The organism is Methylophilus sp., from assembly GCF_008015755.1.
Classification (GTDB): domain Bacteria; phylum Pseudomonadota; class Gammaproteobacteria; order Burkholderiales; family Methylophilaceae; genus Methylophilus.
The window spans coordinates 19,638-32,192 of record NZ_SSGF01000027.1; the positions used below are offsets into that span (position 1 = coordinate 19,638).

At 50.4% G+C, this 12,555-nt stretch carries 14 protein-coding genes; 10 read left to right on the forward strand and 4 right to left on the reverse strand.

The genetic code is table 11. The features are described 5' to 3' along the window. Window positions 1-13: 13 nt before the first annotated feature. From E6Q52_RS10400 to nadB, 3 genes are read right to left on the reverse strand one after another with little or no spacing between them, the layout of a single operon-like run. Window positions 14-493: a peptidylprolyl isomerase gene (locus E6Q52_RS10400; protein WP_292821741.1), complete on the reverse strand. Its 480-nt coding sequence runs from the start codon at window positions 491-493 to the stop codon at window positions 14-16. A gap of 59 nt (window positions 494-552) precedes the next feature. Next, a complete protein-coding gene (locus E6Q52_RS10405) occupies window positions 553-1,026 on the reverse strand; it encodes a thermonuclease family protein (RefSeq protein WP_292821743.1) in 474 nt (157 codons plus the stop codon). A 6-nt stretch (window positions 1,027-1,032) separates the two neighbouring features. Then, complete coding sequence (nadB, locus tag E6Q52_RS10410) at window positions 1,033-2,643, reverse strand: L-aspartate oxidase (RefSeq protein ID WP_292821745.1); 1,611 nt, start codon at window positions 2,641-2,643, stop codon at window positions 1,033-1,035. Window positions 2,644-2,853: 210 nt separating this feature from the next. Between nadB and rpoE the strand changes: the two genes are divergently transcribed. The 10 genes from rpoE (at window position 2,854) to recO (ending at window position 12,290) form a co-directional block, all read left to right on the forward strand. Beyond that, window positions 2,854-3,483 (forward strand): RNA polymerase sigma factor RpoE, encoded by a 630-nt coding sequence (gene rpoE / locus E6Q52_RS10415; protein WP_292821747.1) that lies wholly within the window; start codon window positions 2,854-2,856, stop codon window positions 3,481-3,483. Between the two features lie 100 nt (window positions 3,484-3,583). Beyond that, the gene (locus tag E6Q52_RS10420; RefSeq protein WP_292821749.1) at window positions 3,584-4,048 is read left to right on the forward strand and encodes a sigma-E factor negative regulatory protein; all 465 of its coding nucleotides are present in this window, start codon (window positions 3,584-3,586) and stop codon (window positions 4,046-4,048) included. 18 nt (window positions 4,049-4,066) lie between these two features. Next, window positions 4,067-5,035, forward strand: a complete 969-nt coding sequence (locus E6Q52_RS10425) for a MucB/RseB C-terminal domain-containing protein (RefSeq protein WP_292821751.1) — start codon at window positions 4,067-4,069, stop codon at window positions 5,033-5,035. Window positions 5,036-5,242: 207 nt separating this feature from the next. Continuing rightward, window positions 5,243-6,661 carry a DegQ family serine endoprotease gene (locus E6Q52_RS10430; RefSeq protein WP_292821753.1) on the forward strand — a complete coding sequence of 473 codons (1,419 nt, stop codon included), beginning with the start codon at window positions 5,243-5,245 and terminating at the stop codon, window positions 6,659-6,661. Between the two features lie 207 nt (window positions 6,662-6,868). Then, complete coding sequence (lepA, locus tag E6Q52_RS10435; protein ID WP_292821755.1) at window positions 6,869-8,662, forward strand: translation elongation factor 4; 1,794 nt, start codon at window positions 6,869-6,871, stop codon at window positions 8,660-8,662. A gap of 35 nt (window positions 8,663-8,697) precedes the next feature. Further along, window positions 8,698-9,513: a signal peptidase I gene (gene lepB / locus E6Q52_RS10440; RefSeq protein ID WP_292821757.1), complete on the forward strand. Its 816-nt coding sequence runs from the start codon at window positions 8,698-8,700 to the stop codon at window positions 9,511-9,513. Window positions 9,514-9,559: 46 nt separating this feature from the next. After that, a complete protein-coding gene (locus E6Q52_RS10445; protein ID WP_292821759.1) occupies window positions 9,560-9,916 on the forward strand; it encodes a DUF4845 domain-containing protein in 357 nt (118 codons plus the stop codon). A gap of 22 nt (window positions 9,917-9,938) precedes the next feature. Then, entirely contained in the window at window positions 9,939-10,610 is a 672-nt protein-coding gene (rnc, locus tag E6Q52_RS10450; RefSeq protein WP_292821761.1) for a ribonuclease III, read from the forward strand. Then, entirely contained in the window at window positions 10,607-11,512 is a 906-nt protein-coding gene (era, locus tag E6Q52_RS10455) for a GTPase Era (protein WP_292821763.1), read from the forward strand. The genes rnc and era overlap by 4 nt, the downstream gene beginning before the upstream one ends. A 25-nt stretch (window positions 11,513-11,537) precedes the next feature. After that, window positions 11,538-12,290 carry a DNA repair protein RecO gene (recO, locus tag E6Q52_RS10460; RefSeq protein ID WP_292821765.1) on the forward strand — a complete coding sequence of 251 codons (753 nt, stop codon included), beginning with the start codon at window positions 11,538-11,540 and terminating at the stop codon, window positions 12,288-12,290. 9 nt (window positions 12,291-12,299) lie between these two features. Here recO and E6Q52_RS10465 read toward each other — a convergent pair. Then, on the reverse strand, window positions 12,300-12,555 hold a 256-nt coding region (locus E6Q52_RS10465), incomplete at its 5' end, for a hypothetical protein (protein WP_292821767.1).

Below are 12,555 nucleotides of genomic sequence, written 5' to 3' on the forward strand. Positions count from 1 at the left end.
AGCAGCTTAATACTTAGTGGTGATGACCACCTGCACCGTGCACGTGCTGGTGAGAAATTTCTTCCTGGTTAGCTGAGCGTACGCTGGCAATGGTGGCTGTAAACAACAAGCGTTGACCCGCCCAAGGATGGTTACCGTCAACCACGACTTTGCCGTCTGCAATGTCCGTGATGGTGTACAAAATCACGTCGCCGGTTTCGTCTTCACCTTCAAACTGCATGCCGACTTTCAGGTCTTGGCTTGGGAATGCGCTGGCTGGTTCAATTTGAACCAATGCATCATCATATTCGCCAAAAGCATCTTCCGGGTCCAGACTCACTTCTACTGAGTCACCGACGTTTTTGCCGTGCATGGCTTCTTCCACTTTAGGAAAAATGTTGTCGTAACCGCCGTGCAGGTAAGCCACCGGATCCTTGCTTTCTTCCAAGGTGTCGCCATCGCTATTTTGCAGTTTATAGGTCATGGTGACCACGGTGTTCATCGCTACTTGCATGTCTAGAGTCCTAAAGTTCTTTGATAAAACAGTATTCTAAAGGATATTGTCGGCATGTGTCATGGTTGCCGACGATAATATTGCCCATAAATCTTTCGCCATTGCCAGGGCGGCATCGGCTGCGCCTCTTGCCACAGGCCCAGGCCTTGTTGCTGTGCCTGCTGCTGCAACGCATCCAGTGCAAGACGTTTTGAGTAGCGCGCGTTAAACCAGGCCATGCCAAGGGCAATTTGTGACTCGCTCGCATCATTGTGGTTGCAATACAAATGGCCCAGCGTTCTGCCGTATAGATCGCGGCCTTGTAACTGCACGCGAATGCTTGCATGCTCGCAGAGTTGCTGTAAGCTGCGCCGCGACTGGATGCCGAAGGCTTGTTGTCGCTCAGGGGCGTCGATGTCCAGCAGGCGTAAATGGTAGGTGAGGCTGTCGTCACGAATAATGACCGTGTCGCCATCAATCACGTTGACTAACACAGGCGCGGCCTGTGCGTAAACGCTTGCGACAAGCAAGCTGACTGGCAGCCACTTCATCATGCCGCGCTAATCCAGCAAGCTGGTGTAATTGTCTGGTGCCAATACGCTAGGGATCGCTTCCGGCAGCAAATCTGGGTAGTCTTTGCTGAAATGCAGGCCGCGACTTTCATGGCGGTCAATGGCGCACCGCACAATCAGCTCGGCCACCTGCAGCAGATTACGTAGCTCGATCAGGTCGTGGCTGACTTTAAAGTTGCTGTAGAACTCATGTACCTCGTCGCGCAACATATGAATGCGGTGCAGGGCGCGGCTCAGGCGTTTGGTGGTGCGCACAATGCCAACGTAGTTCCACATAAAGCGGCGCAATTCATCCCAGGTGTGGGTAATCAGCACTTCTTCGTCGGCATCGGTGACGCGGCTTTCATCCCAGTCTGGCAGCGAAATGGTCGGCTGCAAACCTTGCGCTTCAATATCGAGCGCACAGCTTTGGCTAAAGGCCAGGCACTCCAACAACGAGTTGCTGGCCAAGCGGTTGGCACCATGTAAGCCGGTGCAGGCGGTTTCGCCAATGGCATACAGGCAGTCAATGTCGGTGCGGCCATGCATGTCAGTCATCACACCGCCACAGGTGTAGTGCGCGGCAGGCACAACGGGGATGGGCTGTTTGCTGATATCGATGCCTAGTTGCAAGCAGCGTTGATAAATATTGGGGAAATGTGACTGGATAAAATCAAGCGGTTTATGGCTGATATCCAGGTAAACACAATCCAGGCCGCGCTTTTTCATTTCAAAGTCGATCGCGCGTGCCACCACGTCACGTGGCGCCAATTCAGCGCGTTCGTCATGCCAGGGCATAAAGCGCGTACCATCCGGCAGCAGTAACAAACCGCCTTCACCACGCAACACTTCAGAGATTAAAAACGACTTGGCATGCGGATGGTAGAGGCAGGTTGGGTGAAACTGCACAAACTCCATGTTTGCCACGCGGCAACCTGCCCGCCAGGCCATGGCGATGCCGTCACCGGTGCTGATGTCCGGGTTGGTGGTATACAAGTAAACTTTGCCCGCACCACCGGTGGCGGTCACGGTGTATTGCGCAGAAAGCGTGATTACTTTACCGGTTTGGTTGTTGAGCACATACGCGCCCAGGCAGCGGTTAGGGCCGTCACTGGCGGTTTGTTTAAATAGTTTGTGTGTGGTGATGAGGTCAACCGCAATATGGTGCTCGAGGATGGTGATGTTCGGATGCTCGCGCACGCGATCCGTCAGCGTCGTCTGTACCGCCTGGCCAGTGGCATCCGCCACATGCACGACGCGGCGGTGGCTATGGCCGCCTTCGCGGGTCAGGTGCAGGCGGTCGTCGTCTGCTTCGCGGGTGAAGTTCACGCCTTGCTGTAGCAGCCACTCAATGCTAGCGCGGCCATTGTTGACCACCATGCGCGTGACCTCGCTGTCGCACAATCCGGCACCCGCATCCAGCGTGTCTTTAATGTGCGCTTCTATGGAGTCTTCACTGTTGTGTACCGCGGCAATGCCACCTTGCGCCCAGTTGCTGGCACTCAGGGTAAGTTCGCGTTTACTTAGAATACAAACGCGGTGTTGATCGGCTAATCGTAAGGCCAGCGATTGCCCCGCCAGCCCGCTGCCAATAATCAGGACGTCAAACACTTTATTCATATTGTTTTTGAGGTGAATGGAACTTTGTAGGAGATTGCGGGGTCACAGAGTTGTCTGTTTTGCGCGTCGCAACAGCAGGCAATAAAAAGGGATGAGACGATGTTACACACAGCAAATTTAGAGGCGTTAACGCGCACCGGGTTCGTCGAAAATAACACAAAAGCGTATACTACTCCCAATCATAAAATTACCCAAGGGAGTCATCGCGATATGACTGTTCAGGCGGCGAACGCCAAACAGCTTGAGAATAAAGAGTTTGACCAGATGCTGGTTGAACGCGCTCAGCAAGGCGATAAACGCGCCTTTGGTTTGTTGGTGGAAAAGTACCACCGTAAGCTTGGACGCCTATTGTCTCGCATGATTCGAGATCAAGCCGAGGTGGAAGATGTTGTCCAAGAGTCCTTTATCAAGGCTTACCGTGCATTGCACAGTTTTCGCGGTGATAGCGCGTTTTATACCTGGTTGTACCGTATTGGTATCAACACTGCCAAAAACTACCTGGTGTCATTGGGCCGCAAGCCACAGGTGATGCAGGATGTAGAAATCGAAGATGTAGAAAACTTCGATGAAGGCAATGACATGCGTACCATGGAAACGCCAGAAACCTCGCTGATGACCAAAGAAATTGCGCAAACAGTGAATGATGCCATTGCTGCATTGCCAGAAGAGTTGCGCACGGCGATTACTTTGCGTGAGCTGGAAGGCTTAAGTTATGAAGACATTGCAAACGTGATGCAATGTCCTATTGGGACTGTACGTTCACGTATTTTTCGAGCGCGAGAAACGATTGCAACCAAGTTGAGGCCGTTGTTGGATACGCCTCAGCACAAGCGTTGGTAATTACGCGTATCTTCTTTTAAAACGGTTGTGAGTGTGTCAGTGTTATGACAAATTTTTTGTTAAATGCTAACATAAAAACATTGATTGATTTGGGGTTATTATGAAGCAGCAATTATCTGCCTTGGTCGACGGTGAGGTCGATGTTGAACGCTGTGAACATATTTTTCTCGCGGCTAAATCCACGGGCGAAGTTGCCCAAGCGTGGCGTGACTATCATGTGATTCGCGATGTGATTCGTGACGATTGTTGGATAGAGTCAGAGATGACTAGCCGGATTATGGCGAGGCTGGATGACGAACCAACCATGCTGGCGCCACAAGCAATGGCAGCGGCAGATAAAGTGACTCACATCCGCCCCCGTTTCAGTAAATACAGTTGGTCAATTGCGGCGTCGGTCGCTGCGGCTTTCTTTGTTGGGATGTTTGTATTGAATCAGCCTGAAATTGCCGCACCGACGCAAATTGCCGATAACGATACTGACGAATATGTCGTTGCGCATCACAACTATGCGCCCAACAGCGCTACTTACTACATGCACAATGTAGCCTACAACGCTGGCGAATAAGTTTACTGTTTTTACTTTATGCCATCTAAGTTTGATTTCCTGCGGGCTTGTCTGCCTGCTTTATTGTTGGCTGCGATTAGCCAGCCTGCTTTTGCCGAAGATGACCTTTGGGCAACCATGCAAAAAACTGCCTCAGCGGCCCGTGAGCTTAACTACCAGGGCCTCTTCATTTATCACAATGGAGCGATGATACGTTCCGTGCAAATCACCCACATTTATGAAGGCGGGCGCGAGTTTACTCGTAATGTGGTGCTCGATGGCAGGCCGCGCGAAGTGTTTAGCGAAGGCGATGATATTGTCATTTTCAATGCTAAAAACGATAAAGTCGTGATAGAAAAGCGTCGCGGTCAGAATTTGTTTCCAGCCATGTTGCCAACGCAGCTTCATCCACTCAAACAAAACTATAAATTGAAATTTGTTGGTCAGGAGCGTATTGCTGGTCGCTTGGCGCAAGTGATTGACATGGTACCCAATGATAATCTGCGCTATCAGTATCGCATCTGGTCTGATACTGAATTTGGCCTGCTGCTCAAAATGAGCATGCTGGATACCGAGGGCCACACGCTGGAGCAAATTGGCTTTAATCAGGTAGCGATGTTGCACACCAAGGACCTCGATTGGTTTCAGCCCAAAATTGATACCAGCAAACCTTATGTGATGGACGATACTACTGACTTGACGCACACAGCGGATAATTTGGTGGTGGCCAATTTGCCCACCGGCTACAAAAAAGTCGATCAAATCCAGTTGAAGGTGCCTGGTCGCACCACGCAAGTGCAACAGTTAATTTTTTCTGACGGGCTGGCCTCTGTATCGCTGTTTGTTGAGCCGATGGTCAAGGGCATGCAGCCGCGCGTTGGCAAGAAAACCATGGGGTCGACCAATGTCTATGCCCATGTGTTAAATGGCTACCAGTTGGTGGTGGTGGGTGAAGTGCCAGCGCAAACGGTTGAGCAAATCGCTCAGCAGGTGACTTTTAAAAAATAGTTTACTTGGCGGACCACGATCAACGTTTTCAACAGCTTTAATAACCTTAAAGCGTGCGCTTGTTGTCCGCGCGAAAACCCCCTGTTACTTGTTTTTTTTGCTAGCGCCACCATGTCATGATGGTGAAATCTTTCGGTATTAATGTGCGCATGCTATTTAAAATGCATGGTACGAAAATTTTATAATCATTAAATGGTAGGAATAATCATGATGAAACAATGGATATCGGGCCTGATGTTGGCGTGTGCAGTCGCTATCACCTTGCCTGTGGTGGCGGTAGAAGCCAAAGATTTGCCTGACTTCACCGAGTTGGCTGAAAAGCAAGGGCCCGCAGTCGTCAATATCAGCATTACTTCTGTGGTGCATGGTGGCAATATTGGTTTCCCTGGCATGCCAAATGATGAAAACCTGCAAGAGTTTTTGCGTCGTTTTGGTATCCCCGGCATGCCTGGCGGGCCAGGCCAGGAGGGCGGTCAGGACTATAAAACACAGTCATTGGGTTCTGGTTTTATTATCAGTGCCGATGGCTATATTTTAACCAACGCGCATGTGGTGAATGAAGCCGACGAGGTGTTGGTAAAGTTGTATGACAAGCGCGAATTCAAGGCAAAAATCATCGGTGCGGATAAACGTACTGACGTGGCCTTAATTAAAATTGACGCGACTGGTTTACCCAAAGTGACGGTGGGTGACCCTAATGCCTTGAAGGTCGGTGAATGGGTAGCGGCGATTGGCTCGCCGTTTGGTCTTGAAAACACCATGACCGCGGGCATTGTAAGTGCCAAAGGCCGTGCGCTGCCACAAGAGAATTATGTGCCGTTTATTCAAACCGACGTCGCCATTAATCCCGGTAACTCGGGTGGTCCATTGTTTAACCTGCGTGGTGAAGTGGTCGGCGTGAACTCGCAGATTTATAGCAAGAATGGCGGCTCCATGGGCTTGTCATTCAGTATCCCCATTGATGTTGCGATCGATATTTCTAATCAACTAAAAGCCACTGGTCGTATCGCGCGTGGCTGGTTAGGCATCGGTATTCAGGAGGTTACTAAAGACCTGGCTGACTCCTTTGGTCTTAAGCAAACCAATGGCGCATTGATCGCCGGTATTGAGAAAAACAGTCCGGCAGACAAGGGTGGTCTTGAAGCTGGCGATATTATCCTCAAGTTTGATGGCAAGCCGATTGTGACCTCAAGCGATCTGCCGCGTGTGGTCGCGACGACTAAACCAGGCAAAGTGGTGCCGGTGGAGATTGTGCGTAAGGGCGCTAATAAAACCCTGCAACTGGGGATTGGCGAAATGCCGAGTGATCAATCTGAAACGCCTGCTGCCAGCAAAGAACCAGTGAAGCCGGAGGCCAACAAAATCGGTCTGACTTTGCGTGAATTGACTGCGCTACAAAAGAAAAAACTCAATGGCAAGAATGGTTTGTTGGTCATTGAAAGCAGTGGTGCTGCAGCACAAGCGGGGATTCGTCGCGGTGATGTGATTTTGGGCTTGAATAACAATGAAAGCCAAAGCGTTGATGCTTTTAACAAGCAGATTAATGCAGTCGCATCTGGCAAGACGGTGGCCGTATTGGTGCAACGTGGTGAAAACACTTTATACGTGCCAATTAAAGTCAAGTAAGGGCTGTTGGTATTGATGTGCACAAAAAGACAGGTTCGCCTGTCTTTTTGTCTGTTGCTCGGTGGCGATTGTGGCTTGTGGTCTCGCTTGGCCGCCTGGGTGCCGGCAGAAAATAAATCACTGATATTCATGCATTTACTGTAAAATGCACCCCATTTGAGAGGCGCTTCAAGCGCCTTTCTTGCTTGTAAATAACGTAAACGACACATGAAAAATATTCGTAATTTTTCGATTATTGCTCACATTGACCATGGCAAATCGACTCTCGCAGACCGCATTATTCAATTGTGCGGTGGTCTAGAAGCGCGCGAGATGGAAGCACAAGTGCTTGATAGCATGGATATCGAGCGCGAGCGCGGCATCACTATCAAGGCCCAAACGGCTGCCCTGCAATATAAAGCAAATAATGGTGAAACCTACTACCTCAACCTGATTGACACCCCTGGGCACGTCGACTTTAGCTATGAAGTCAGTCGCTCGCTATCTGCTTGCGAGGGGGCGTTGCTGGTGGTGGATGCCTCACAAGGCGTAGAAGCGCAGAGTGTGGCTAACTGCTATACCGCAATTGAGTTGGGCGTAGAAGTGACACCCGTCCTCAACAAGATAGACTTGCCTTCTGCCGATCCGGCGCGTGTCTCACAAGAAATTGAAGACGTTATCGGGGTCGATGCGACCGATGCGGTGCGTTGTTCGGCCAAAACCGGCGAAGGCGTGCGCGATGTGCTGGAAGAAGTGGTGGCTAAAGTGCCGCCGCCAGTCGGCGATATTGATGCCCCGCTGAAAGCCTTGGTCATTGACGCCTGGTTTGATAACTACGTCGGCGTGGTCATGCTGGTGCGCGTGGTGGATGGCGTGCTGCGCGCCAAAGAAAAAATCCGCCTGATGGCCACTGGTGCTGAATACTTGTGTGAGCAGGTCGGTGTATTTACGCCCAAGTCATTACAACGGCCACAGTTAAGTGCGGGGGAAGTAGGCTTTATTATCGCTGGCATTAAAGAGCTGGCTGCGGCTAAAGTGGGCGATACCGTGACCTTGGCAGGCAAGCCTGCGAGTGCGCCATTGCCTGGCTTTAAAGAAGTCAAACCGCAGGTGTTTGCAGGCTTGTATCCTGTTGAGTCTAACCAGTTTGAGTCCTTGCGCACCGCGCTGGAAAAGTTGCGTTTGAATGACTCCAGTTTGCAGTTTGAGCCAGAAAACTCAACCGCTTTAGGCTTTGGCTTTCGCTGCGGCTTCTTAGGCTTGTTGCACATGGAAATCGTACAGGAGCGCCTGGAGCGCGAGTACGATATGGATTTGATCACCACGGCGCCAACGGTGATTTACGAACTGCTGCTCCGCAGTGGTGAAGTGGTGCAGATTGAAAACCCGTCACGCTTGCCAGAGCCCTCACGCGTCGAAGAAATTCGTGAGCCGATGATTGTGGTGAACTTGCTGATGCCGCAAGATTACGTCGGCCCGGTGATGACCTTGTGTAATAACAAGCGCGGTGTGCAGCGTAATATGCAATACATGGGCCGTCAGGTCATGTTGAGCTACGAGATGCCATTGAATGAAGTGGTACTCGATTTCTTTGACAAACTGAAATCGGTATCGCGTGGCTATGCCTCTATGGATTACGAGTTTCTGGAGTTCCGTGCGGCAGACCTGGTCAAGCTGGATATTATGGTCAACGGCGAGCGTGTGGACGCCTTGAGCCTGATTGTGCACCGTGCCAATAGCCTGTACCGCGGCCGCGAGCTGGTCTCCAAAATGCGCGAGCTGATTCCACGCCAGATGTTTGATATTGCGATTCAAGCGTCTATTGGCGCAAACATTATTGCGCGCGAAACAGTAAAAGCCATGCGTAAAAACGTGATTGCCAAATGTTATGGTGGCGATATCACACGTAAACGCAAGTTGCTGGAAAAACAAAAAGAAGGTAAAAAGCGTATGAAGCAGGTGGGTAATGTGGAGATTCCACAAGAAGCTTTCCTCGCCATCTTGCGTGTAGAAGATAAATAATCACTTTAGTGGCATCGTTTACTCAGGAAACAAGCATGTATTTTGCAATTTTTATGTTGGTGATTTTGCTGGTCTCAGGCGTGATCTGGCTGCTGGATATTCTGGTCCTGCGCAAACAACGCCAGGCAGGAGCGCTGGGTGATGTCGCTGACCCATGGTATGTGGAATACAGCAAAAGCTTTTTTCCGGTGATTTTGCTGGTGTTCATGGTGCGCTCATTTGTGGTCGAGCCATTTAAAATCCCCTCCGGCTCCATGATGCCGACTTTGCTGGCAGGCGACTATATTTTAGTCAACAAGTTTACCTATGGTTTGCGTGTGCCTATCATCAACAGCGTGTTTTACCCGATGGGCTTGCCTAAGCGGGGCGATGTCTTTGTTTTTCACTATCCACCTGATACCTCGATTGACTATATCAAACGTGTGGTTGGCTTGCCTGGTGACAAAATCCAGTACCGTGACAAGCAGTTGACGATCAATGGCAAGGTGATTAACCTCGATTTTGTGCAGCCGTATCAATATGCGCTTAACGTCAATGATGAACGCGGTAATGCGCGCGCAGTCGATGTGACGGCCTCACGCTTGAGCGAGCAATTGGGCGATGTAAAGCATGATGTGCTGATTCATGACATCATGAACCAATATAGTCCAGGGAGCCCAGGTGACCGCCTGATGCAGGGCGAAACCATTACAGTGCCGGCGGACGAATATTTTGCCATGGGTGACAACCGTGATAACAGCTCAGACAGCCGCGTTTGGGGCTTTGTCGCGGAGAAACATCTGGTAGGCAGGGCGTTCTTTATTTGGTTTAATTTTGACCAATGGCGCCGTATCGGGCAAAGTATTGGTTAAGTGCACGGCGAGCCGTGTAGAAAACGACATCTGATTGAGGCATCGCATGAACATATACTCAAAGCGTTCTCACCAACACGGCATTGGCTTGATTGGTTTTTTGCTGGTGCTCACAGCCTTTGGCATCTTGGGCACAGTGGCGTTAAAAGCGATGCCTGCCTATATGGAATTCTACTCTGTTCAAGCGACGGTCAATCGTATCGCGCATGATCCTTTATTACAAAATGACAGCGACATCCGCACTGCGTTTGATCGCCAGATGCAGGTGGACAGTATTCATGACATGAGTGGCCGCGATTTAGAGATCAGCGGCGGCGTGGTGGCTATGCATTACCAGAAAAAAATTGCACTGACAGACACCATGACATTGTTGATCGACTTTGATACCGCCAGCAAACCTTAATGGCTGGCTTGATCGCACCTAAATGAACGCACTCCCGGTATTACAAACCAGAATCAGTTATAGCTTTACGCAGCCAGCCTTGCTGCAACAAGCGCTCACCCACCGCAGCTTTTCTGCCATCAATAATGAGCGTCTGGAGTTTTTAGGCGACAGTGTGCTCAACTTTATTATTGCGCACCAGCTGTTTAATTTATTTCCAAATTTGCCCGAGGGGGACTTAAGTCGCTTGCGGGCAAAAATGGTGCGAGAAGCCAGTCTGGCTGAAATTGCGACTGAACTCAACCTGGGTGATTCACTCAAGTTGGGGGAGGGTGAGCTCAAAAGTGCTGGCTGGCGTCGGCCTTCGATTCTGGCGGATGCGCTGGAAGCGATTGTCGGTGCGGTATATCTGGATGGTGGTTTTGACGCCGCCCAACAAGTGGTGGCTTTCCTTTATCGTGACAAGCTGCAAACCATAGACCCGAAGGCGATCGACAAAGACGCCAAATCACAATTACAAGAATATCTGCAAAGCAAGAAAATGGATCTGCCGGAGTATCAGGTCGTTTCTATCGAAGGCGAGGCGCACGCGCAAACCTTCACCGTGCAGTGTTGTATTAAAAAGCTCAAGCTGACCACCACCGGTGTGGGCACCAGTCGCCGCGTGGCGGAGCAACAAGCGGCCAAATTGGCCATGGACGAGATTCAATCATGACAGAAGAACTTACCCCCGCTGCAGACGATTTTCGATGTGGTACCGTTGCCATTGTGGGCCGCCCCAATGTTGGCAAATCCACACTGCTTAATCATATTTTAGGCATGAAGCTGGCGATTACCTCGCGTAAGGCGCAAACCACGCGCCATCGTTTGCTCGGTATTCACACCACAGACGATACCCAGTTTTTGTTTGTAGATACGCCTGGCTTCCAGCAAAAGCATATCAACGCGCTGAATAAAACGCTCAATAAAACTGTCACCCAAGTACTGACAGAAGTGGATGTGGTGCTGTTTGTGATTGAGCCGATGAAATTAGGCGAAGCGGACGAAATCGTCCTCAAACTGCTGCCTAAGAACAAGCCGGTATTATTGGTGGTGAACAAGGCCGACCTCATGGGCGACAAAGGCAATTTGCTGCCCTTGATTCAGGACTTTGATCTGCTGTTTGATTTCGCTGGCATTATTCCGGTCAGTGCCAAAAAGAGCTTATACCTTGACGAGTTATTGTCTGCCGTGCGCGAGCACCTGCCGCAGCAACCTGCGATGTATGCCGAAGATGAGCTCACTGACAAAAATGAGCGCTTTTTGGCGGCAGAGTTGGTGCGTGAAAAGATCTTCCGCCTGCTGGGCGACGAAGTACCTTATTCCGTGACGGTAGAAATTGAAAAGTTTGAAACGGTTAAAAACCTGCGTCGAATTTTTGCTGCCATCATTGTCGACAAAGACAGCCAAAAACCAATGATCATCGGTAAAGGCGGCGAAAAGCTCAAGCAAATTTCCACCGAAGCGCGCCAGGACATGGAAAAACTGTTCGGCTCTAAAGTCTACCTCGAAACCTGGGTCAAGGTGAAAGGTGGCTGGGCAGACGATGCGCGTGCATTGAAAAGCCTGGGCTTCTAATTAGCCGCACACTACTGGCATTTTCATGGCAGTAAAATCCCCCGACTCCGGCAGCCACAAGCAATCGCAGCAGCCGGTTTTCATTCTGCATACTTATCCGTTTAAAGAAACCAGCCTCGTGGTTGAAATGTTCAGCCGCGACCTGGGGCGTATCGCCGCCGTGGCTAAAGGCGCGCGCAGACCACTGTCTGCCATGCGTGGCATGCTGCAGTCTTTTCAGCAGCTGGCAGGCACCTGGTCGGGCAAAAACGAACTCAAAACCCTGCATGAACTAGAGTGGATGACTGGCCTCACGCTGTTGCGCGGTGATGCGCTCATGTGCGGCTTTTACATGAACGAGTTGCTGTTGCGCTTACTACCGCGCGATGACGCCCACGCGCAACTCTTCGAATATTACGCACAAACCATACAGTTACTTTCTACCCTGCAACAAGACGCCAGTAATGGCCAACTGGCCGAAATCCTGCGCCGGTTTGAACTCAAAATGTTGCAAGAGCTCGGCTATGCTGTGCCACTCACGCATGACGAAAACGGTGAGATTATCCATGCCGATGAAACCTACCGTTTTGAAGCGGATTACGGCGCCTGCTCGCCATCGGCAACTCGTAATGGTCTATTGATACAAGGTGCCACATTGCTCGAAATGGCACGCGGTAACTACTCGAATGTGACAACGCAGTCGCAAAGCAAGCAACTAATGCGCTATTTGTTGCAGCATTATTTGGGTGAAAAACCGTTGCATACGCGGCAGTTGTTGGTGGATTTGCAGGGGTTTTAGTTTCGTTAACTATCGTGTGCCTGACGGTCGCACACTGATTCTAGCGTTGGCTAGAATCCAGGCGTGGTAGGGTTCCAATAAAAGCTTATTCTTTGACTGGATGATTTCCTTTTTCTCTTGTCGGCATTTTGCCCACGCGGTTGTGGTTGTTTGTGAGGTTGCTTTTCGCTTTTTCAGCGAGTTACTTTTCTTTGCTTGCCCAAAGAATAAGTAACCAAAAGAAATGCACCCCAGCTTCCGCTTGATTCCTGCGTTGCTCGTCAAA